Origin of the sequence: Pseudomonas mandelii (assembly GCF_002251635.1) — a bacterium.
Taxonomy (GTDB): Bacteria; Pseudomonadota; Gammaproteobacteria; order Pseudomonadales; family Pseudomonadaceae; genus Aquipseudomonas; species Aquipseudomonas mandelii_B.
The window spans coordinates 1-23,025 of record NZ_NMOJ01000233.1 but is presented as its reverse complement, the minus strand read 5'-3'; the positions used below and the strand labels follow the sequence as shown (position 1 = coordinate 23,025).

The following is a 23,025-nucleotide window of genomic DNA, read 5'->3' as shown; positions in this document are numbered from 1 at the left end:
TGGGCGCTTAACCGAAGAACCGTTGGCCGGTTTTGGCCATTTCACGCAGTTTTGCGGTCGGGTGGTACAGCGCGCCCAAATCAGCGTACTGGTCAGCCAGGGCAACGAACTCGGCCACACCGATCGAGTCGATGTAACGCAGCGCACCACCACGGAATGGAGGGAAGCCAATACCGTACACCAGGCCCATATCGGCTTCGGCGGCGGTTTCAACGATGCCGTCTTCCAGGCAACGCACGGTTTCCAGGCACAGGGCGATCATCATCCAGTTGATGATGTCCTCGTCAGTGACTTCGCGCTGCTCGTAAACGATCGGCTTGAGCACTTCCAGCACCGACGGATCGGCCACTTTCTTTTGCTTGCCTTTCTTGTCGGTCTCGTAAGCGTAGAAGCCTTTGCCGTTCTTCTGGCCCAGGCGCTTGGCTTCGTAGAGCGCGTCGATCGCCGAACGGCGGTCGTCTTTCATGCGGTCCGGGAAGCCTTCAGCCATTACGTCGCGACCGTGGTGGCCGGTGTCGATGCCGACCACGTCCATCAGGTACGCCGGGCCCATTGGCCAGCCGAATTTTTCCATGACCTTGTCGATGCGCACGAAGTCCACACCGGCGCTGACCAGCTTGGCGAAACCGCCGAAGTACGGGAACAGCACGCGGTTGACCAGGAAGCCCGGGCAGTCGTTGACCACGATCGGGTTCTTGCCCATTTTCTTGGCATAGGCAACGGTGGTGGCAACCGCCAGTTCGCTGGACTTCTCGCCACGGATCACTTCCACCAGCGGCATCATGTGCACCGGGTTGAAGAAGTGCATGCCGACGAAGTTTTCCGGACGCTTGAGGGCCTTGGCCAGCAAGCTGATGGAAATGGTCGAGGTGTTGGACGCGAGGATGGTGTCCTCTTTGACCTTGTCTTCGACTTCAGCCAGAACAGCTTGCTTGACCTTCGGGTTCTCGACGACTGCCTCGACGACCAGGTCGACGTGACCGAAATCGCCGTAGGAGAGCGTAGGACGAATGCCGTTAAGCACTTCAGCCATTTTCGCAGCCGTCATACGACCTTTATCAACGCGGCCCACCAGCAGCTTGGCGGCTTCCGCCAGGCCTTGCTCGATACCGTGCTCGTTGATGTCTTTCATCAGGATCGGCGTGCCTTTGGACGCCGACTGATAGGCGATACCGCCGCCCATGATACCGGCGCCGAGTACGGCAGCCTGTTTCACGTCTTTGGCGATTTCGTCGTAGGCCTTGGCCTTTTTCTTCAGCTCCTGATCGTTCAGGAACAGGCCGATCAGGCTCTGGGCCGCCGAGGTTTTCGCCAGTTTGACGAAGCCTGCCGCTTCCACTTCCAGGGCTTTGTCGCGACCGAAATTCGCAGCCTTCTGGATGGTCTTGATCGCTTCAACCGGCGCCGGGTAGTTCGGGCCGGCCTGGCCAGCCACGAAACCTTTGGCGGTTTCGAACGCCATCATTTGTTCGATTGCGTTGAGCTTGAGTTTTTCCAGTTTCGGCTGACGCTTGGCCTTGTAGTCAAATTCGCCGCTGATGGCGCCTTTGATCAGGTTCAGTGCNGCTTCGGCCAGTTTGTCCGGAGCAACCACAGCATCGACGGCACCGACTTTCAGCGCGTCTTCAGCACGGTTTTCCTTGCCGGAGGCAATCCACTCGATGGCGTTGTCGGCACCGATGATGCGCGGCAGCCGGACGGTGCCGCCAAAACCTGGGTAGATGCCCAGTTTGACTTCAGGCAAGCCGATTTTGGCCTTGGTGGACATGACGCGGTAGTCCGCCGCCAGGCACATTTCCAGACCGCCACCCAGAGCGATGCCGTTGATCGCGGCGACAGTCGGGACGTTGAGGTCTTCGAAATCGCTGAAAATCTTGTTGGCTTCCAGGTTGCCAGCAACAAGCTCTGCATCAGGCAGCTTGAAGTTCTCGACAAATTCGGTGATGTCGGCACCGACGATGAACACGTCCTTGCCACTGCTGACGATCACACCCTTGACCGAAGCATCTGCTTTGATGGTGTCTACGGCCTGACGCAGTTCGTTCAGGGTTAGACGGTTGAACTTGTTGACGGACTCACCCTTGAGGTCGAATTTCAATTCGACGATGCCACTTTCAAGAGCCTTAACCGTGATGGCTTTACCTTCGTAAATCATCAACTGATCTCCACGATATGGAAGCTGAACAGTACACNTCGGACGCAGGCGAATGGCTTGGCAGGGACGCTTATCGTCGATGCTACGCCAATCCACCCGGCACACCCGCCAACGCGATAGTCGGGGTTATGTATGAGCCGTCTGACAGACAAACGCTCAATTCATACGCCCGTTTGATTTGGGTACGCCACCTTCATCCAATTCCGAGCAATTGTCAATCGCCCAAAATGCGGGTTGAAACGCGACTTTGCGGTCACTTCCGTACTGCGAAGATCTTCAACACGCCTCTGCATGTGAAGCCATTCATAGAATCAATAGTTAGAAAAGTCGCCCTAATTCGCTGCAGCCTTTGTTTAACAGGCTACGCTGGCGAGACCCGGAGAAAAAAAATTGAACAATTTTGGCGAACGCCAAGCGTAAGATCAGCCGCACAAAGATTTTCCGGCCTGCCTGGCCAACCCCAGCCCGATGATGATGTCGGGCTTTTTATTGCCTGTCTGTCAGAGGTTTCGCGCCATTGCAGCGCGAAATGTCCGTGAGTCATGCCAGTGCTTTCAGTACCGCATCGATGTCTTGCAACACCGTAGCTTCGCCCTTCTCGCCCCAATACAGGGTGATCATCTGCTTGTCCGCTTCAACCTTGTAGACGTTGGCTGGCAATTTTTCGAAATGGTTGAGCAGCGCCTGATCTTCGCAAACCTCCTGCCACTGGTTCACCCACACACCCGGCGACTTTTGCCAGTAACTCCAGCAGGCCGGCTGATTGCCACGACGCGGTCGATGGTACTGAGCGCAAGGGCTCGGCGGCTCCTGCTTGAGCCAATACGGCCACTCCTGNGGCGCAAGCTGCATGGCCAGGCCAATACGCCGCGCTTCCATGCGCAGGGCCATACGCCCGCTCTGTCCACGGGACGGTCGCAACCATGCCAGCGGACTCAGAACCACCAGAAGGATTGACACCACTATCCAGACCGTCATATGTGTACTCCCGATTCTTGATGGGCGCTATGAGTCACTTTGGAACCATTGCGCTTGAAACCAGCCATACTTACCAATATTGCAATCCTCAGGAGGAGCACCTCATGCCCTACCACCATATTCTGGTCGCTGTAGATCTAACCGAAGAGTGCGACCCTGTAATCCACCGTGCTCGCGAGCTTTCAGTGAGCAATGGCGCGAAATTATCCCTGGTCCACATCGTCGAACCGATGGCCATGGCCTTTGGCGGCGACGTCCCCATGGACCTGTCACAACTGCAACAGCAGCAGTTCGATCAGGCCAAGGAACGCCTGGACCGACTGATCCTGAAATATCCGGAACTCACCAAAGAATACAGCCACCTGACCTACGGCCAGCCACGCCAGGAGATTCATCACCTGGCCAAGGAACAAACCTGCGACCTGATCGTGGTGGGCAGCCATGGCCGACATGGCCTGGCATTGCTGCTGGGTTCGACGGCCAATGACGTGCTGCACGGTGCGCCGTGTGATGTGCTCGCGGTGCGCCTGATCAAAAGCTGAAAACCTGCGACCCTGTGGGAGCGAGCTTGCTCGCTCCCACAGTGATCTATGTCGACCTATAGATCGCATTCCATACGAAAAGCCCGGCGCTCATCACTGAGCGCCGGGCTTTTTTGTTACAGGATCAATCAGGCATCCAGCTCGGCCCAACGCTCGACCATCACGTCGAGTTCAGCCTGCAACTGCTCAAGCTGAGCGATCACGGCAGCGGTCTCGGCCGCAGGACGCTGGTAGAAACCGCCATCGGCCATCTGGGCCTCGACGGCAGCGATCTGCTGTTCCATGGCTTCGATCTGGGCCGGCAACATTTCCAGCTCACGCTGCAATTTGTAGCTGAGCTTCTTCTTCGCCACCGGTGCATCGACTGCCGCAGCAACAGGTGCCGCTTCCGCCGTCACGACCGCAGAGGTCAGGTCGGCNTTGCCGGACTTGCTCTCGGTTACGCCCAGCAGGCGCGGCGAACCGCCCTGACGCAGCCAGTCCTGATAACCACCAACGTATTCGCGCACCTTGCCTTCACCTTCGAAGACCAGGGTGCTGGTGACCACGTTGTCGAGGAATGCCCGGTCGTGGCTGACCATCAGCACGGTGCCGTTGAAGGTCAGCAGAACCTCTTCCAGCAGCTCGAGGGTTTCCACGTCGAGGTCGTTGGTCGGTTCGTCGAGCACCAGCAGGTTGGCAGGCTTGCTGAACAGCTTGGCCAGCAGCAGGCGCGCACGCTCACCACCGGACAAGGCTTTCACCGGCGTACGTGCACGCTGCGGGCTGAACAGGAAGTCGCCCAGGTAGCTCAGCACGTGGCGGCTCTGGCCGTCGATGTCGATNAAGTCGCGACCTTCGGCCACGTTGTCGATCACGGTCTTTTCCAGGTCCAACTGATGGCGCAACTGGTCGAAGTAGGCCACGTCGATCTTGGTGCCTTCCTCGACCGTGCCGCTGGTCGGCTGCAGGCCGTTGAGCATCAGCTTGAGCAAAGTGGTCTTGCCGGTACCGTTGGCGCCCAGCAGGCCGATACGGTCGCCGCGCTGCAGGACCATGGAGAAGTCCTTGATCAGGAATGGGCCACCCGGGTGAGCGAAGCTCACGTTCTCGAGGACCATCACCTGCTTGCCGGATTTGTCAGCGGTGTCCAGCTGAATGTTGGCCTTGCCGGTACGCTCGCGACGTTCGCTGCGCTCGACGCGCAAGGCTTTCAATGCGCGGACGCGACCTTCGTTACGGGTGCGACGGGCCTTGATGCCCTGGCGGATCCAGACTTCTTCCTGAGCCAGCTTTTTGTCGAAGAGTGCGTTGGCGGTTTCTTCAGCGGACAGCGCAGCTTCTTTGTGCACCAGGAAACTGGCGTAGTCGCCGTTCCAGTCGATCAGGCCGCCACGGTCCAGTTCAAGGATGCGCGTTGCCAGGCTCTGCAGGAAGGCACGGTCGTGCGTGATAAACAGCACGGCGCCCTGGAAGTCCTTGATGGCTTCTTCCAGCCAGGCGATTGCGCCGATGTCCAGGTGGTTGGTGGGTTCGTCGAGCAGCAGCAGGTCCGGCTCGGACACCAATGCCTGGGCCAGCAGCACGCGACGACGCCAGCCACCGGACAATTCGGCGAGGGTCTTGTCGGCCGGCAGTTGCAGGCGGCTCAAGGTGCTGTCGACGAGTTGCTGCAAGCGCCAGCCATCACGGGCTTCGAGGTCTTGCTGGACGTGCATCAGCTTGTCCAGGTCCTCTTCGGTGACGCAGTTCTGCGCCAGGTGNTGATACTGCGCGAGCAGCTCGCCGACACCGTCCAGGCCTTCAGCCACCACGTCGAACACGGTCCGCTCGTCGGCCACCGGCAATTCTTGCGGCAATTCGCCGATCTTGAGGCCCGGGGCGCGCCAAACAGAGCCGTCATCGGGCTTCTGGTCGCCTTTTACCAGCTTCATCATGCTGGACTTGCCGGTGCCGTTGCGGCCGATGATGCACACCCGCTCACCACGGGCGATCTGCCAGGACACCTTGTCCAACAACGGCATAGCGCCGAAAGCAAGGGACACATCGCTGAATTTGAGCAGGGTCATACGCTTCTCCAAAAACCGGGCGCGCATTCTACCTGACTTGAGGCTTCAGAAGGCCGGCAATTTCAATGTCGAAGCACTCTGCATGACAATTGTTGCGAACTTGTGCCGAGAGGCCGGCAAAGCTTTCGCCCGTTGCTGGCAAAAGGCTAAGCTACAGATAATTCAGTGCAGGTTAAGTCTGCACTTGTCGTGATTTCTATGCCCGGACGTCTCATGCGCAGTCGCCTCTTCAGTCTTTTATCTTGCTTGCTTCTTTCTGCCGCTGCCGTTCAAACCGCCCAGGCGGTGGACCTGTCCACCCAGCGCCAATATTACGATGAGGCCAAGCGTGCCTTGGCCAAGGGCGATACCGGCCCTTACTTTCGCTACAGCCAGGCCCTCAGCGACTATCCACTGGAGCCGTACCTGGCCTACGACGAGCTGACCGCTCGGCTGAAAACCGCGAGCAACGAGGAAATCGAACAGTTCCTCGCCAAAAACGGCGACCTGCCCCAGGCCAACTGGATGAAGCTGCGCTGGTTGCGCTGGCTGGCCGACCGTGGCGACTGGCAGACGTTTGAAAAGTACTACGACCCCAAGCTCAATTTCACCGAACTGGACTGCCTGAACGCGCAGTACCAGATCGGTCACAACCAGAAAGCCGAAGGTTACGCCAACGCCAACAAACTCTGGCTGACCGGCAAATCCCAACCCGCCGCCTGCGACGCGCTGTTCGGGCAATGGGCCGCCGAAGGTCAACTGACCGAACAAAAACGCTGGGAGCGCGTCAAGCTCGCCGCCCAGGCGCGCAACTATCCGCTGGCCAACAGCCTGGTCAACGGCTTGAGCACCCTCGCCCCTCGTGGTCGCTTGCTGGTGGATGTGGCGCAGAAACCTGAACTGCTGAACCAGCCATCGCGCTTCACCCCGGCCGACGAACCGATGTCCGACGTGGTCAGCCTCGGCCTGCGCCGCCTGGCCCGCCAGGACCCCGACAAGGCCATGGACCTGCTCGATGGCTATGCCAGCAGCATGCACTTCTCCCGTGACGAAAAAGTGTCGATCGCCCGCGAAATCGGCCTGACCCTGGCCCGCCGCTACGATCCGCGCGCCCTGGACGTGATGACCAAATACGACCCAGANCTGCGCGACAACACAGTGTCCGAATGGCGTCTGCGCCTGTTGTTGCGGCTGGCCCGCTGGGACGATGCCTATCAGTTGACCCGTCGCCTGCCGCAGGATCTGGCGACCACCAACCGCTGGCGCTATTGGCAGGCCCGCAGCCTGGAACTGGCGCAGCCGCAAAACCCGGAAGCGCAGACGCTATACAAGAACCTCGCTCGCGAGCGCGATTTCTATGGTTTCCTCGCCGCCGATCGCTCCCAATCCCCTTATTCGCTGATGAACAAACCGTTGGTGATGAGCCAGGCACTGATGAACAAGGTGCGCAACACACCAGGCATTCGTCGCGCCCTTGAATTCCATGCCCGNGGCCAAATCGTTGACGGCCGCCGCGAGTGGTACCACGTCAGCCGCCACTTCAACCGCGATGAAATGGTCGCCCAGGCCAAGTTGGCCTATGACATGAAGTGGTACTTCCCGGCGATCCGGACCATCAGCCAGGCGCAGTATTGGGACGACCTGGATATCCGCTTCCCNATGGCCCACCGCGAAACCCTGGTGCGTGAAGCCAAGGTCCGTGGCTTGCACTCGAGCTGGGTGTTTGCCATTACTCGCCAGGAAAGCGCCTTCATGGATGACGCCCGCTCCGGCGTCGGCGCCAGCGGCCTGATGCAACTGATGCCCGGCACCGCCAAGGAAACCGCACGCAAGTTCAGCATCCCGCTCGCCTCCCCGGCCCAGGTGCTGGACCCGGACAAAAACATCCAGCTCGGCGCCGCCTACCTGAGCCAGGTGCACAGCCAGTTCAACGGTAACCGCGTACTCGCTTCCGCTGCCTACAACGCTGGCCCCGGTCGCGTGCGCCAATGGCTGCGCGGTGCCGATCACCTGAGTTTCGACGTGTGGGTGGAAAGCATCCCGTTCGACGAAACCCGCCAGTATGTGCAGAACGTGCTGTCTTATTCGGTGATCTACGGGCAGAAGCTCAACTCGCCACAGCCGTTGGTGGATTGGCATGAGCGCTACTTTGACGATCAGTGATCCTGATGTTGGAGTACGAATAAAAATGCCCGCATCGATTGATGCGGGCATTTTTTTTGGCGCTCTGCTTAGTCGGTTACTGGGTCGGTCAGAGCGTTGTGCCCATCGCTAAACTGTAACGCTGCCAGTTTTTGAGCCGGACTGCTTGGTGTCTCGGGGCTGGTCATTTCAATCAAATCGGCAGCCAATGCGGGCCTGAGGTAGTTAGCCCGAAAGGTCGCCTTGTGAGCCAAACCGACCTCAGCCATCAAGTCGCTGATTTTAAGCGGACCATTAACCTGGAGTGCTGAAAGCAATCTCCCTACTGGGTCGGTTACTGGGTCGGTTACTGGGTCGATTATTGATTCGGTATTGCCTGCCTCCTCAAGCGCAATACTCAACGCTTGCAGCATGAACTCGACAAAAGGCGTCGACTCAGCCAACTGGTCCGCAGCCGACAACGCCGCGTAATAAGCGTCTTGCTGCTCTCGAATCACCGCTTCGACTGGCAGATAAGCCAACACCGGCCGCCACTGACTGAGTATCAAGGTTTGCCAGAGTCGCCCCATCCGCCCATTTCCATCGGCGAAAGGATGAATAAACTCGAACTCGTAGTGGAAGACGCAGCTAACGATCAATGGGTGCCAATCCGATTGACTGAGCCACGCCAGCAAATCGTCCATCAAATGCCCAACACGACTCGGCGGCGGTGCCATGTGGACTAATTTTTCACCACGATAAATACCGACACCGGCTTGGCGAAACCGCCCACAGTCGTCAATCAATCCGCCCATCAGCAACTCATGCGCCCGTAGCAGGTCGGCCCGGGCGCTCGACCGCCACTCAGGCATGGCTTCATACGCCGCAAAAGCGTTACGCACTTCCTGGATTTCTCGCGGCAGGCCAAGTACTCGTCGCCCAGCCAGGACTGCGGTCACCTGCTCGATGCTGAGCGTGTTGTTCTCGATCGCCAAGGAAGCCTGAATCGTGCGAATTCGATTACTACGACGCAGTTGAGGCGTCTGCAGGCGTTCGTCCACAGCCGTCAGCTGACCGATTTGTTCGCTGATCCCGGCGATCAACGCCAGCATTCTGGTGGTCAGGGTCAACGGTGGTTGATAACGGCTCATATCCTCATCCAGGCTATCGATTGATGCGGGCATTTTTTTTGGCGCTCTGCTTAGTCGGTTACTGGGTCGGTCAGAGCGTTGTGCCCATCGCTAAACTGTAACGCTGCCAGCCGCGCATACAGCGCATTGCTCGCAATCAATTCCTGATGCGTCCCTATTGCCACCAGTTTCCCCTGATCCATCACCGCGATCCGGTCGGCGTTTTTCACCGTGGCCAATCGGTGCGCGATGACCAGGGTGGTGCGGCCGTGCATTAATTGGGGCAGCGCCTGCTGGATCAGGTGTTCGCTCTGGGCATCGAGGGCGCTGGTGGCTTCGTCGAGCAGCAGGATCGGCGCGTCCACCAGCAACGCGCGGGCGATGGCCAGACGTTGGCGTTGGCCGCCGGAGAGGCCCATGCCGCCATCGCCCAAGTGGGTCTGGTAGCCGTTGGGCATTTGCTCGATGAAGTCGTGGGCGTAGGCGATTTTCGCCGCTTCCTGAACCTGGGCCAGAGTCGCCGTCGGGTTGCCGTAGCGGATGTTCTCTTCGATGCTGCCGAAAAACAGGGCCGGGTTTTGCGAGACCAGGGCGAAGCAGCGACGCAGGTCGAGCGGATCGAGCTGGGTCAGTGGCACGCCATCCAGCAGGATCTGTCCCGAGGCAGGATCGTAAAAACGCAGCAGCAGGTCATACACGGTGGATTTCCCTGCACCGGAAGGGCCGACCAGAGCGAGGGTTTCGCCTGCATTGATGGTCAGATTCAAGCCATCGACGGCGTAACTTTCTGGACGTGAAGGGTAGGAAAAGCGCACGTCTTGCAGCGCCAGATTGCCCTTCACCCGATCAGGCAAGGTCACCCGCCCCGTGGTGGGTGCCTGGATGATGTTTTCCGAGCGCAGCAATTCACCAATCCGTTCGGCGGCCCCCGCCGCGCGCTGCAACTCGCCGAGCACTTCACTCAAGGTGCCGACGGCGCTGCCGACGATCAAGCTGTAAAACACGAACGCCGCCAGCTCACCGNCCGAAATGCGCCCGCCGATCACGTCCATCCCGCCCACCCACAGCATCACGCCCACGGCACCCAGCACCAGCATGATCACCAGGGTAATCAGCCAGGCCCGTTGGAAAATGCGTTTGCGCGCCGTGTTGAACGCCTCTTCCACCGTGACGGCGAACCGTTGTTCGTCCTGCACCTGGTGGTTGTAGGCCTGCACGGTCTTGATTTGGCCGAGGGTCTCGGACACGTAGCTGCCGANGTCGGCAATCCGGTCCTGACTCAGGCGCGACAGGCTGCGTACCCGACGGCCGAAAATCAGGATAGGGGCGATCACCAGCGGCAGCGCGATGACCACGATGCTGGTGAGCTTGGGGTTGGTGACAAACAGCAGGACGATGCCGCCGATGACCATCAAGGCGTTGCGCAGGAACAGCGACAGCGACGAGCCGATCACCGATTGCAACAAGGTGGTGTCAGTGGTCAGCCGCGACTGGATTTCCGAGCTGCGNTTGTCCTCATAGAATCCCGGATGCAGATAAACCAGGTGGTTGAACACTTGCTTGCGGATGTCCGCGACCACACGCTCGCCGATCCACGAAACCAGATAAAAGCGCGCAAAGGTGCCAATCGCCAGCCCGACCACCAGCACCATGAACAGGCCGATGGTCTGGTTGAGCAAATGCGCCGATTGGGTCATGAACCCCTGATCCACCAGCAGGCGAATGCCCTGCCCCATCGACAAGGTGATGCCGGCGGTGATGATCAGCGCGAGCAAGGCGCCAAGGGCCGGCCAGCGATAAGGGGCAAGAAAACGGCTGGTCAGACGAATCGCGCGGCGGTGACGGGCAGAGAGCATCGGGTTATCCAGTACGCAAGTGATGGGGCCAGCCTATACCGCTTAAGTGGGGTGGAACTCTGTAAATCACAATGAGTCAGGTTAATTATGACCACAACGACTAGCGCCTAGACGCTATTGGTCTAAAGTCCGGGTGGCAACACTGCGGTATTTCTGGTGGACTGATGTTGCCGCCTTGGAGAGATCGCAGGGAGTTGTCACAGCCCGGTCACCTGGCGGTTTTAAAGTAGGCACACAACCTGATGAGGAGACAGGCCATGTCCTTGCAAAACAGCAGCGATGACAAGATTCAAGTGATCCGCACACAGCCAGACCAGTCTCTGGGTTGCTCAATTATTGATAAGGATGGGCGTGAAGTACCGATCACTGAAGACATGATCCAGCAAGCGTGCAGCGAACTGGAGAAGCGATTGGTCAAGCCTGCCGAACAAGAGTGATATAGCCACCGTCTTCTTGACCCGGCCCTGATGGCCGGGTTTTTTGTGGGTGCTTATCCGGGAATTGCGGTGCGGCTATTCGCGGGCAAGCCACGCTCCCACAGGATTTGGGTTGTTCGCAAAACAGGTGGACGACCCAAATCCTGTGGGAGCGTGGCTTGCCCGCGATTGGGCCAACTCGGTCTCTAGACCGCCGTTGCACCCAGCGCCGCCACAATCTTCAGCAACTCAGCCGAATCCCCCTCAACCCGCACCTGCAACCCGTCGATCTCCCGGCGGGACGGATAGTTTTTGCGCAACGCATCAAACGCCGCACGCTGCTCGCTCACACTGCCTACAAGGCTGCGACGGAAATCCGCATCGTCCCGGCGCGGGTCGTACACGCTGCGGCACAACGTCGCCAGCGCCCAGGCCGGATCACTCTCAGCGTGAAGGGTCACGTGCGACAACCACGGCGCCGGCAGCAGATCGCTCAAGCTGACCCGGGCCGGTTGCCCGATGAATTCGCAATACGCCTGATAGATCTGCGCCGTCCCCCGTTGTTTGCCATCCAGGCTATAACCGGCAATGTGCGGCGTCGCCAGCACGCAGAGTTCGGCCAGCGCCACATCGACTTCGGGCTCGCCTTCCCACACATCCAGCACAGCTTGCAGGTCTTCGCGCTGCAGCAGCACCTCGCGCAGGGCGGCGTTGTCCACCACCGGGCCACGACTGGCGTTGATCAGCCAGGTGCCAGGCTTGAGTTGGTTCAGGCGATGTTTATCGAACAGATGCCAGGTCGACTGTGAACCGTGTTTCTTCAAAGGGGTGTGCAGACTGATGACATCGCACTGTTCGATGATCTGCTCGAGGCTGACGAAATCCCCGCCTTCGGCGGCTTGCCGTGGCGGATCACACACCAACACGTTCCAGCCCAGACCTCGCAGCACCTTGACCAGGCGACCGCCCACTTCACCCGCACCCACCACACCGTAGGTGCGCTGGTTGAGGTCGGCGCCTTCGATTTCGGCCAGGGTCTGCAAGCTGCCGAGTACGTAATCGACCACACCCCGGGCATTGCAACCGGGGGCGCTGGACCAGGTAACACCGGCCTGCTGNAAGTAATCCAGGTCCAGGTGATCGGTGCCGATGGTGCAGGTGCCGACAAAGCGCACTTGTGTGCCTTCCAGCAAGGCGCGATTAACGTTGGTCACCGAGCGCACCAGCAGCACATCGGCCTGCTCGACCGTGGCGCGGTCGATGGAACGACCGGGCACCCGGCGAATTTCGCCAAACCCCTCAAAGAAGGCATCGAGCAGCGGAATATTTTCGTCGGCAACAATCAGCATGGCAGGCTCCTTTGGCGGGTTGGCAGTGTAGGCGGAGATGACCGTAGTGGGCCAGCGGGCATTAGGGTCACTCCATACTCTGTGGCGAGGGGGCTTGCTCCCGCTGGGTCGCGCAGCGACCCCAACCCTAGCGATCCGGTTTTGACAGGCTTATCACTTGCAAGGCTATGGGACTGCTGCGCAGTCCAGCGGGAGCAAGCTCCCTCGCCACATAGTGTTCGGCATTAACCCGGATCGATGATTACAAATAGTTAACACAGGACTTTTCCTGACCACTGCGTCAAGGCGTAGAATGCGCCGCCTCGTGCATCAAACTCTCTGGACGCTTCGCCCTTGAATTCTGTGACTGACCGCCCCGCCGCTGCTTCCCTCACCCGCCCGGCCCGGGTTCGCCTGGAGCTGAAAAACCTGCTCGGCCTGGCGCTGCCGATCATGATCGCNCAACTCGCCACCACTGCCATGGGTTTCGTCGATGCGGTGATGGCCGGGCGCGTGAGCCCGCGAGACCTGGCAGCGGTGGCNCTGGGCAACTCGATCTGGGTTCCAGTGTTTCTGCTGATGACCGGTACGCTGCTGGCCACCACGCCCAAAGTCGCCCAGCGCTTCGGCGCCGGCCACCACACCGAGATCGGTCCGATTGTGCGTCAGGCCTTATGGCTGGCCTTGGTGGTGGGGTTGATAGCGACCGGCATGCTGTTGAGCGCCGAACCGATCCTGCACATGATGAAGGTCGATCCCGAGCTGATCGGCCCGTGCATGCAGTACCTGCACGGCATCGCCAGCGGTCTGCCCGCCGTTGCCCTCTACCATGTGTTGCGTTGTTTCAGTGACGGCCTGGGACGCACACGTCCAGCGATGGTCCTCGGCTTGTGCGGGTTGGCACTGAACATTCCGCTGAATTACATCTTCATCTATGGCCATTTCGGCGTGCCGGCCATGGGCGGTGTCGGGTGCGGCTGGGCCACGGCGATCGTGATGTGGGTGATGGCGCTGGGCATGGCCGGCTGGGAACGCTGGGCACCGGCGTACCAGAGCAGCGAATTGTTCAAGCGTTTCGACTGGCCGCAATGGGCAGTGATCAAGCGCGTGCTGAGCATCGGCCTGCCGATCGGGATCGCGGTGTTTGCCGAATCGAGCATTTTTGCGGTGATCGCCCTGCTGATCGGCAGCCTGGGCGCCAACGTGGTGGCCGGGCACCAGATTGCGCTGAACTTCAGCTCGCTGGTGTTCATGATCCCCTATTCGCTGAGCATGGCGGTCACGGTGCGGGTCGGCCAGGCATTGGGTCGTCAAGAGCCCCGCGAGGCGCGCTTCGCTGCGGGTGTAGGAATGGGCACGGCGCTGGCTTATGCCTGTATTTCGGCGAGCATGATGCTGTTGCTGCGCGAACACATCGCAACGATCTACACCGCCGACCCGACGGTCATACGCGTGGCGGCGATGCTGATCGTGTTTGCGGCGCTGTTCCAGTTCTCCGACGCGATCCAGGTCACCGCGGCCGGCGCGCTGCGTGGCTACCAGGACACGCGGGTGACCATGGTGCTGACCTTGTTTGCTTACTGGGGCGTGGGGTTGCCGGTGGGTTATGCCCTGGGGCTGACCGATTGGCTGGGCGCGCCGAGTGGGCCGAGTGGCCTGTGGCAAGGGCTGATCGTGGGCTTGAGCTGCGCCGCGGCGATGCTGTCGATCCGCCTGACGCGCAGTGCACGCAAGCGGATCCGCATCAGTCATTCGGCGGGTTAAGCGAGTTTCTTGCGGATCCAGTAGAGGTAGGTGCCTGCCTCTTCNTGCTGATCCACCAGCTCGTGGTCCAGGAACACACAGAACTTGGGAATATCGCGGCGGGTCGACGGGTCGGTCGCGATCACCTTGAGCAGGCCGCCAGCCGGCAAGTCGCGGATGTGCTGGTGCAGCATCATCACCGGTTCCGGGCAGTTGAGGCCCGTCGCATCGAGGGTGCCGTCAACCGGCGTATCAATCATTTCACTCATGATTCACTCCTGAAACTGGCCGGCATTGTCGCGCATTGCCGGGTGTCTAGTCACTGGCAGCTGATCGTTCCCACGCTCTGCGTCAAATCCNGGAACGCGGAGCGTCCCCGGCGGCATTCCCACGCAGAGCGTGGGAACGATCGGTCAAGGGGGTGCGGTGCGTATCAGCGGGATTTCGGTTTTTTTACGTCGATCCGGCGCAAGTGGCACGTCACTTCTTCACGGTCGTGATACAGCTGCTTGCAGCCGATTTCCACGCGAATACCACGCGCCTTGAAACCGTCTTCAATGCGCTCCAGCAAGCGTTTCACTTCGGCGTAACGCTGCTTCATCGGCAACTTCAGGTTCACCACCGCCTCGCGGCAATAGCCCTCGCCGATCCAGGTTTCCAGCAGGGCCGCGTTACGCGCCGGTTTCTCGACGATGTCGCAGACCATCCAGTCTACCGGCTGCTTGGGCACGAAGGTAAAGCCGTCAGCCATCAAATGCTGCACCAGGCCGGTGTCCATCAGGCTTTCGGCCATCGGGCCGTTGTCGATGGCGGTCACCAGCATGCCGCGGTTGACCAGTTGCCAGGTCCAGCCGCCGGGGGCTGCGCCGAGGTCAACACCGGTCATGTCGCCGTGCAGGCGCTCATCCCACTGGTCGCGGGGGATGAAGTGGTGCCAGGCCTCTTCCAGTTTCAGGGTCGAACGGCTGGGCGCGTCACGCGGGAATTTCAGGCGCGGGATGCCCATGGGCCACATCGCCGAGTTGTTCGACTCGGCCAGGCCCATGAACACTTCACGGCCGCTTTTGAAGGTCAGCAGCAGGCGCGGCTTGCTCGGGTCATCCACCAGCTTGCCGGCGTTCAACAAGGCTTTGCGCAAGTGCACTTCAAACTTCTTGCAGAAGTTCGAGAGCTCCTTGCCGTCGTTGGTGTCGACCATCTCCAGCCACAGGCTGCCACACACCGGGAAGCCTTGCAGGTGCGCGAGGATCACACTGATGCGGTCGGTTTCCGGCAGGTCGATGAACACCCCGCGCGCCCACTGCCTCGGGAAGATCAGCTCGGCAAAGCGCTGGCCGTGCATCAGGCGCTGGGCGCCGTCTTCTTCGGTGCAGACAAATTCGGCGCAGGCGCTGCCGGTCTTGGTCTTGGCATAGCCGGAAACGTTCAGGCGCGCGGCGTGTTCCGCGATCTCGGAACAGACTTCGCCTTCGAAGCCCGGCCGGCAATGCATAAAGAGGGTGTTCATTCTTACTCCTGGGCAGTTGGCGAAGAATTCAGCCACTGCGCGATGCCCAGGCTTGCGTTGAAGCAAAGCCTGTCACGAAAACCGGCGCATGATAGCCGAGTTCGGAACCTTGGACTTAACGATAGAGTCCAGTTATTAGCCTGCTAATGAAAACAGGGCTAAGTTGAAAGCTCTGTTCGTCCCGTCAGGTCCGTAGCCGTGCGGACCATAAGGAGTGATCGCAATGCCGTCCCTCGATAGCCTGAAAACCCTTAAAACCTTACAAGTCGACGACAAGACCTATCACTATTTCAGCTTGCCGGATGCCGCCAAAAGCCTGGGCGACCTGGACACGCTGCCGATGTCGCTCAAAGTGCTGCTGGAAAACCTGCTGCGCTGGGAAGACAACAAGACCGTCACCGGCGCCGACCTCAAGGCCATCGCTGCCTGGCTCAAAGAGCGCCAGTCCGACCGCGAAATCCAATACCGCCCCGCCCGCGTGCTGATGCAGGACTTCACCGGCGTGCCCGCCGTGGTCGACCTGGCCGCCATGCGCGCCGCCGTGGCCAAGGCGGGAGGCGACCCGCAGCGTATCAACCCGCTGTCCCCCGTGGACCTGGTGATCGACCACTCGGTAATGGTCGACAAGTTCGGCAGCAACAGCGCGTTTGAGCAGAACGTCGACATCGAAATGCAGCGCAACGGCGAACGCTACGCCTTCCTGCGCTGGGGCCAAAGCGCCTTCGACAACTTCAGCGTCGTGCCACCGGGCACCGGCATCTGCCACCAGGTCAACCTCGAATACCTCGGCCGCACCGTGTGGACCAAAGAGGAAGACGGCCGCACCTACGCCTTCCCCGACACCCTGGTGGGCACCGACTCCCACACCACCATGATCAATGGCCTTGGCGTACTCGGCTGGGGCGTGGGCGGCATCGAAGCGGAAGCGGCGATGCTCGGCCAACCGGTGTCGATGCTGATTCCGGAAGTGATCGGCTTCAAGCTCACCGGCAAACTCAAGGAAGGCATCACGGCCACCGACCTGGTGCTGACCGTCACCCAGATGCTGCGTAAAAAAGGCGTGGTGGGTAAATTCGTCGAATTCTATGGCGACGGCTTGGCCGACTTGCCCCTGGCCGACCGCGCGACCATCGCCAACATGGCCCCGGAATACGGCGCCACCTGCGGCTTTTTCCCCGTCGACGACATCACGCTCGAGTATCTGCGCCTGTCCGGTCGCCCACTGGCAACCGTGAAACTGGTCGAGGCCTACAGCAAAGCCCAGGGTTTGTGGCGCATGCCNGGCCAGGAGCCAGTGTTCACCGATACCCTGGCGCTGGACATGGGCAGCGTCGAAGCCAGCCTTGCCGGGCCGAAACGCCCGCAGGACCGTGTTTCGTTGCCAAATGTGGCACAAGCCTTCAGTGACTTCCTCGACCTGCAATTCAAACCCACCACCAAAGAAGAAGGCCGCCTGGAAAGTGAAGGCGGNGGTGGCGTAGCGGTGGGCAATGCCGATCTGGCGGGCGAAACTGACTACGAATACGACGGCCATACCTATCGCCTGAAAAACGGCGCGGTGGTGATTGCAGCGATTACCTCGTGCACCAACACCTCCAACCCCAGTGTGATGATGGCTGCAGGCCTGGTGGCGAAAAAGGCCGTGGAAAAAGGCCTCAAGCGCAAACCGTGGGTCAAGAGTTCGCTGGCCCCCGGCTCGAAAGTGGTCACCGACTACTACAAGGCTGCCGGCCTGACCCAGTATCTGGATGANCTCGGTTTCGATCTGGTCGGCTATGGCTGCACCACCTGCATCGGNAACTCCGGCCCCTTGCCGGAGCCGATTGAAAAAGCCATCCAGGCCGCCGACCTGACCGTCGCCTCGGTGCTGTCGGGCAACCGTAACTTTGANGGTCGNGTACACCCACTGGTGAAAACCAACTGGCTGGCCTCGCCGCCGCTGGTGGTNGCCTATGCGTTGGCCGGTACGGTGCGCACTGACATCAGCAGCGAGCCGTTGGGCAACGACAAGGATGGCAATCCGGTGTACCTGCGGGACATCTGGCCGAGCACCAAAGAGATTGCCGACGCGGTGAGNCAGGTCAGCACCGGCATGTTCCACAAGGAATATGCCGAAGTATTTGCCGGCGACGAGCAATGGCAAGCGATTGAAGTGCCGCAAGCGGCGACGTATGTCTGGCAGGACGACTCGACTTACATCCAGCATCCGCCGTTCTTCGATGACATCGGCGGCCCGCCGCCGGTGGTCCAGGACGTCGCGGGTGCCAGGGTCCTTGCGCTGCTGGGTGATTCGGTGACCACCGACCACATCTCCCCTGCCGGCAACATCAAGACCGACAGCCCCGCCGGGCGCTACCTGCGCGAGCAAGGTGTGGAGCCGCGTGACTTCAACTCCTACGGCTCACGCCGGGGCAACCATGAAGTGATGATGCGCGGCACGTTTGCCAATATCCGCATTCGCAACGAGATGCTCGGTGGCGAAGAAGGCGGCAACACGATCTACATCCCGACCGGGGAAAGGATGCCGATCTACGACGCGGCCATGCGCTATCAGGCGTCGGGCACGCCGCTGGTGGTGATCGCCGGTCAGGAATACGGCACCGGCTCAAGCCGCGACTGGGCGGCCAAGGGCACCAACCTGCTGGGGGTCAAGGCGGTGATCGCCGAGAGCTTCGAGCGGATTCACCGCTCCAACCTGGTCGGCATGGGCGTGCTGCCACTGCAGTTCAAGCTGGATCAGAACCGCAAGAGCCTGAACCTGACCGGCAAGGAGACGCTGGATATCCTGGGGTTGACCGGCGTGGAGTTGACGCCGCGGATGAACCTGACACTCATCATCACCCGCGAGGACGGCAGTCGCGAGAAGGTCGAGGTGCTGTGCCGGATTGATACGCTCAATGAAGTGGAATACTTCAAATCGGGAGGGATTTTGCATTACGTGTTGCGGCAGTTGATTGCGTCGTGACCCACCGCTGACACAAACACCGCCCTCGGGCGGTGTTTTTGTTTGGGTCGCGTACGTCCCTATAATCGCGCGCCTATTTGGCATTGTTCACGAGTATGTGCCCCACACAAACCACTGTGGGAGCGAGCTTGCTCGCGATTGCGCAGTGTCATGCAACATTGATGTTTGATATGACGGCCCCATCGCGAGCAAGCTCGCTCCCACATGGACCGAGTCAACCCGCAACACTTCGGACACAAGGATTTTCAATGATTGCCCTGCCATGGACTTACCTGGCCCTCCTCTCCCTCGGCTACACCCTCGCCCTGACCTACGGCCACCTCGGCTGGCTGGCCAGCATCTCCGTCGCGTTGCTGCTCGTCGCCGGTTTCGCAGTCCGTCAGCAAAAAATCCCTGTCGCTCGTTACCTCGGTCACGCCCTGTTCATCTTCATGGCCCTGGCACTGGCGATGCACTGGCTGCCCGGTTTCTACAACGGTCGCGCCATCGACCCGCAACGATTCACCGACGACGCCGTGCCGTTTTCCATGTACCTGAATCAAGACAAGCCCCTGATCGGCTTTTGGCTGTTACTGGTGTGCCCGTGGATTGTCGGCCGGCGCTCTTTGCGCCTTTCGGCCTATGCCACCGCACTCGCCCTGCCCCTGAGCGCCATCCTGGCCTTGGGCGGTGCACTCTTGCTGGGGATGATCAGTTGGGCACCGAAGTGGCCGGACCAAGCCGGGTTGTGGATCCTGAACAATCTGCTGCTGGTGACGCTGGTGGAGGAAGCGCTGTTTCGCGGTTACGTTCAGGGTGGGCTGAGCCGGCGCTTCAAACACCTGCCCTACGGCGAGAACCTGGCNTTACTGCTCGCCTCGCTGTTGTTCGGCCTGGCGCATGCGGGCGCGGGTTGGCAATGGGTGCTGCTGGCGAGTCTGGCAGGTGTCGGCTATGGTCTGGCGTACCGTTTCGGCGGATTGGGGGCGGCCATCGCCACCCATTTCGGCTTGAACCTGCTGCATTTCGCACTGTTCACCTACCCGATGCTCGCCGGCTGATGCAATGGCCGTTTTGCGACGCGCCACTGATTATTGAAAAAATATTTTCAATAAATTCCTGACGCCGCCGACAACCTCTCAAAGCCTTGCGGATTGAAAAAGCCATGCGTAACAACCAGCCCACCACACAACGCGAACGGACCTTCCCCGCTCAGCAACGGTTGATCTCCACCACAGACGCCAAAGGCGTGATTACCTACTGCAACGACGCCTTCGTCGAAATCAGTGGGTTCACTCGCGACGAGCTTATCCGTGCCCCGCACAACCTGGTGCGTCACCCGGATGTGCCACCGGCCGTGTTCGCGCACATGTGGTCCACGCTCAAACAAGGCTTGCCATGGATGGGCATCGTTAAGAACCGCTGCAAGACGGGCGATCACTACTGGGTTAACGCCTACGTGACGCCGGTCTTCGATGGCAACCAGGTGATCGGCTACGAATCGGTGCGCATCAAGCCCACCGCCGAGCAGATCCGACGGGCCGAAGCGCTCTATCAACGCATCAACCAGGGCAAGTCGGCCGTGCCTCAGCGGGACAAATGGCTGCCGGTGCTGCAAGACTGGCTGCCGTTTATTCTGGTCAGCCAGTTGAGCTTCATGATCGGTGCTTCGCTCAACTCCCACTGGGGCTTTGCCCTTGCGGCGGGTTTGTCGGTGCCGCTGGGCCTGCTGGGCCTGAGCTGGCAGCAGCGCGGCCTCAAGCGCTTGTTGCGCCTGGCTGAGCAGACCACTTCCGACCCGTTGATCGCGCAGATGTACACCGACAGCCGTGGCGCACAAGCGCGGCTGGAGATGTCGATCCTCAGCCAGGAAGCGCGTCTGAAAACCTGCCTGACCCGCCTGCAGGACACCGCCGAGCACCTGACCGAGCAAGCCAGGCAGTCCGACGCCCTGGCTCACAGCAGCTCCAGTGGCCTGGAACGTCAACGCGTCGAAACCGAGCAAGTGGCCACTGCCGTCAATCAGATGGCCGCCACCACGCAGGAAGTCGCCAGCCATGTGCAGCGCACCGCCGACGCCACTCAGGAAGCCAATCGCCTGACCGGTCGCGGCCGCGACATCGCCGGGGAAACCCGCGAGGCGATTCAGCGTCTGTCGGTCGCCGTGGGCGAAACCGGTGTGACCGTTACGCAATTGGCCAAGGACAGCGATGAAATCGGCGGCGTAGTCGATGTGATCAAAGGCATCGCCGACCAGACCAACCTGCTGGCGCTGAACGCCGCCATCGAAGCGGCGCGNGCCGGCGAGATGGGCCGNGGTTTTGCGGTGGTGGCCGACGAAGTGCGTCAACTGGCGCAACGCACCGCTGAGTCCACCGGGCAGATCCATGCCCTGATCGCCAAGCTGCAGCAGACCGCCAGCACCGCAGTGCAAACCATGGAAGCCGGGCATCGTCAGGCTGAAGAAGGCGTGGCGCGGGTACTGGAAGCGGATCAGGCGCTGGTGGGGATCAGCGAAGCGGTGGCCAACATCACCGACATGACCACCCAGATTGCGGCGGCGACCGAGGAACAAAGCGCGGTGGCCGAAGAGATCAGCCGCAACATCAGCACGATTGCGCTGTTGGCGGATCAGACCTCGGAACAGGCACAGCACTCGGCGTTGTTGAGTGAAGAGCTGACGAAGACGGCGAATACCCAGTATTCGTTGGTGGAGCGGTTTAACCGCTAACCGCTAACTGTAGAACTGGAACCCGGGCGGTGAAAACCTCCGGGTTTTTTATATTTGGACATCGTGAAATGTTGACAACCGGAGAGCACCTGTCAGATCTGACAGTAGACGGATAAACCCAGGAGGCTTATCAAAGAGACAGTCGCGTTGTCGATCGGACAATGACGACCAATCTCTTACCAGCAAAAGGATTTCATGATGACAACTCACACTACCTTTATTCCAAAAAAACACGGCACGCTTGCGAATGAAAACATCCTCAAGTGGAAATACGGTGCCATCGAAAAAAAAGCAGAGTTCAGTGACTTCCTCCAAGGTGATTTTAACGGTGAGCGTTACTGGAGTATTGGTGGAGGAATGGGAACAGTCGAAGAGGACAACGTTTTTATTTTCAGTATGACGTTGCCCTACAAAGGTGACGACGCGCTTAAGGGCATCTATACGCTCGCTCACGGACTGACGTTCTTACATAGCCACTCGATTCCCGCACCGCCCGGTTTCCATGGTTTCCGAACGGTGGAGGCAGACTCCGCCACCCTGAACATCATCAGTTACGATCGCAAGACAGACATCGTCGTTGGCACATTCGACGCCCTGTTCAAAAGCCACGGCTATCGTCTGAATCCGAAAGGCACTTTCACAATGAAGAGACTGCGGCCGCCAGCGCAAAAGCCAAGCGAACAAGGAGAAAGCGCCCTGTGAGTCTGAAAGAGTCAAAATAACCGGACGAACCCGCCCCTCATAGGTTTTCAGTGTTGAAAATCTCACTCACAACACAACCCAAAAGTGGGAGCGGGCTTGCCCGCGAAGAGGCCCTCCTCGGCGCTCATTATTTCACTGAAGAAATGCAGCTACTCGACTCGCCGCAGCCGCCAAATGTTGCTCATGGGTAAACCCCGACGCCTTCAACGGCTTCAAGTCATGATCACCCGCCACCAGCCACATTATCTCGATGCGCGGCGACAGCGTGTACGCCTCGACTGCCTCCCGATTGCCCAGCGCATCCCGCTCACCCTGCACGATCAATGTCGGCGTCTTCAACGAAGACAAATGTTCGACCCGAGGCCTCTCCGGTTTACCCACCGCATAAAACGGATAACCGAGGCACACCAGCGCATCCGCCCCCAGTTCATCCGCCAGAATACTGGCCATGCGCCCGCCCATGGACTTGCCGCCAACCGCCAATTTCCCAGCGACATGACGTCGCACCTCGGCATACACCTGATGCCAGGCTTCCAGCAGTTTCGGCGCCGGGTTCGGCGGGCGNTTGCCCCCGTCAACNCGGCGCTGAGCCATGTACGGGAACTCGAAGCGCAACACGTTCACGCCGTGCCCGGCAAGGCGTGCAGCCATGTCGCTCATCCAGCCGCTGTCCATCGGCGCACCGGCACCGTGGGCGAGGATCAACGTGGCCGATGAAGGTCCTGAGGCGGCATTCCACAACCATCCATGATCCTGCATACACTGCGCCCATTGATCCCCGTCAATACTGGCCTTGTGCTCTTTGCCCATGCTTGCCTCGCTTTTTAGTCTGCCTATAACTCCAG

The 23,025-nt window shown here is 60.0% G+C and carries 17 protein-coding genes; 8 read left to right on the top strand and 9 right to left on the bottom strand.

The features are described from left to right. Window positions 1-7 precede the first annotated feature (7 nt). Window positions 8-2,155: a fatty acid oxidation complex subunit alpha FadB gene (fadB, locus tag B7L09_RS27495; protein ID WP_094471518.1), complete on the bottom strand. Its 2,148-nt coding sequence runs from the start codon at window positions 2,153-2,155 to the stop codon at window positions 8-10. 540 nt (window positions 2,156-2,695) lie between these two features. Further along, a complete protein-coding gene (locus B7L09_RS27490; protein ID WP_094471517.1) occupies window positions 2,696-3,133 on the bottom strand; it encodes a hypothetical protein in 438 nt (145 codons plus the stop codon). Between the two features lie 104 nt (window positions 3,134-3,237). Here B7L09_RS27490 and B7L09_RS27485 point away from each other — a divergent pair, with 104 nt between their 5' ends. Further along, window positions 3,238-3,675, top strand: coding sequence for a universal stress protein (locus B7L09_RS27485; protein WP_094471516.1), 438 nt, complete (start codon window positions 3,238-3,240; stop codon window positions 3,673-3,675). A 128-nt stretch (window positions 3,676-3,803) separates the two neighbouring features. Here the strand turns inward: B7L09_RS27485 and B7L09_RS27480 are convergent, their stop codons facing one another. Next, window positions 3,804-5,723, bottom strand: coding sequence for an ATP-binding cassette domain-containing protein (locus B7L09_RS27480; protein ID WP_094471515.1), 1,920 nt, complete (start codon window positions 5,721-5,723; stop codon window positions 3,804-3,806). A gap of 213 nt (window positions 5,724-5,936) precedes the next feature. Here B7L09_RS27480 and B7L09_RS27475 point away from each other — a divergent pair, with 213 nt between their 5' ends. Further along, complete coding sequence (locus B7L09_RS27475; RefSeq protein WP_094471514.1) at window positions 5,937-7,865, top strand: transglycosylase SLT domain-containing protein; 1,929 nt, start codon at window positions 5,937-5,939, stop codon at window positions 7,863-7,865. 68 nt (window positions 7,866-7,933) lie between these two features. On the opposite strand, the gene B7L09_RS27470 is transcribed toward B7L09_RS27475, so the two are convergent. Together B7L09_RS27470 and B7L09_RS27465 are read right to left on the bottom strand one after the other, a co-directional pair. Beyond that, on the bottom strand, window positions 7,934-8,974 hold the full coding sequence (locus B7L09_RS27470) for a Fic family protein (protein ID WP_094471513.1): 1,041 nt from the start codon (window positions 8,972-8,974) through the stop codon (window positions 7,934-7,936). 50 nt (window positions 8,975-9,024) lie between these two features. After that, the gene (locus tag B7L09_RS27465; protein ID WP_094471512.1) at window positions 9,025-10,809 is read right to left on the bottom strand and encodes an ABC transporter transmembrane domain-containing protein; all 1,785 of its coding nucleotides are present in this window, start codon (window positions 10,807-10,809) and stop codon (window positions 9,025-9,027) included. A gap of 257 nt (window positions 10,810-11,066) precedes the next feature. Between B7L09_RS27465 and B7L09_RS27460 the strand changes: the two genes are divergently transcribed. Next, complete coding sequence (locus B7L09_RS27460; protein WP_094471511.1) at window positions 11,067-11,246, top strand: PA1571 family protein; 180 nt, start codon at window positions 11,067-11,069, stop codon at window positions 11,244-11,246. A 185-nt stretch (window positions 11,247-11,431) separates the two neighbouring features. On the opposite strand, the gene pdxB is transcribed toward B7L09_RS27460, so the two are convergent. Continuing rightward, window positions 11,432-12,574 carry a 4-phosphoerythronate dehydrogenase PdxB gene (gene pdxB, locus B7L09_RS27455; RefSeq protein WP_094471510.1) on the bottom strand — a complete coding sequence of 381 codons (1,143 nt, stop codon included), beginning with the start codon at window positions 12,572-12,574 and terminating at the stop codon, window positions 11,432-11,434. A gap of 333 nt (window positions 12,575-12,907) precedes the next feature. Here pdxB and B7L09_RS27450 point away from each other — a divergent pair, with 333 nt between their 5' ends. Then, window positions 12,908-14,317: an MATE family efflux transporter gene (locus B7L09_RS27450; protein WP_094471509.1), complete on the top strand. Its 1,410-nt coding sequence runs from the start codon at window positions 12,908-12,910 to the stop codon at window positions 14,315-14,317. Here B7L09_RS27450 and tusA read toward each other — a convergent pair. After that, window positions 14,314-14,565 (bottom strand): sulfurtransferase TusA, encoded by a 252-nt coding sequence (tusA, locus tag B7L09_RS27445; RefSeq protein ID WP_094471508.1) that lies wholly within the window; start codon window positions 14,563-14,565, stop codon window positions 14,314-14,316. The two genes, B7L09_RS27450 and tusA, sit on opposite strands and share 4 nt — an antisense overlap. A gap of 164 nt (window positions 14,566-14,729) precedes the next feature. Continuing rightward, window positions 14,730-15,803 (bottom strand): 23S rRNA (cytidine(2498)-2'-O)-methyltransferase RlmM, encoded by a 1,074-nt coding sequence (gene rlmM / locus B7L09_RS27440; RefSeq protein WP_094471507.1) that lies wholly within the window; start codon window positions 15,801-15,803, stop codon window positions 14,730-14,732. 223 nt (window positions 15,804-16,026) lie between these two features. On the opposite strand from rlmM, the gene acnA reads away from it, so the two are divergent. The 4 genes from acnA (at window position 16,027) to B7L09_RS27420 (ending at window position 22,180) form a co-directional block, all read left to right on the top strand. Continuing rightward, the gene (gene acnA / locus B7L09_RS27435) at window positions 16,027-18,768 is read left to right on the top strand and encodes an aconitate hydratase AcnA (protein WP_094471506.1); all 2,742 of its coding nucleotides are present in this window, start codon (window positions 16,027-16,029) and stop codon (window positions 18,766-18,768) included. Between the two features lie 248 nt (window positions 18,769-19,016). Next, the gene (locus tag B7L09_RS27430) at window positions 19,017-19,808 is read left to right on the top strand and encodes a CPBP family intramembrane glutamic endopeptidase (RefSeq protein ID WP_094471505.1); all 792 of its coding nucleotides are present in this window, start codon (window positions 19,017-19,019) and stop codon (window positions 19,806-19,808) included. A 104-nt stretch (window positions 19,809-19,912) separates the two neighbouring features. After that, complete coding sequence (locus B7L09_RS27425) at window positions 19,913-21,478, top strand: methyl-accepting chemotaxis protein (protein ID WP_094471504.1); 1,566 nt, start codon at window positions 19,913-19,915, stop codon at window positions 21,476-21,478. 198 nt (window positions 21,479-21,676) lie between these two features. After that, window positions 21,677-22,180 carry a hypothetical protein gene (locus B7L09_RS27420; RefSeq protein ID WP_094471503.1) on the top strand — a complete coding sequence of 168 codons (504 nt, stop codon included), beginning with the start codon at window positions 21,677-21,679 and terminating at the stop codon, window positions 22,178-22,180. Between the two features lie 132 nt (window positions 22,181-22,312). Here the strand turns inward: B7L09_RS27420 and B7L09_RS27415 are convergent, their stop codons facing one another. Then, window positions 22,313-22,990, bottom strand: coding sequence for an alpha/beta family hydrolase (locus B7L09_RS27415; protein ID WP_094471502.1), 678 nt, complete (start codon window positions 22,988-22,990; stop codon window positions 22,313-22,315). Window positions 22,991-23,025: the final 35 nt, after the last annotated feature.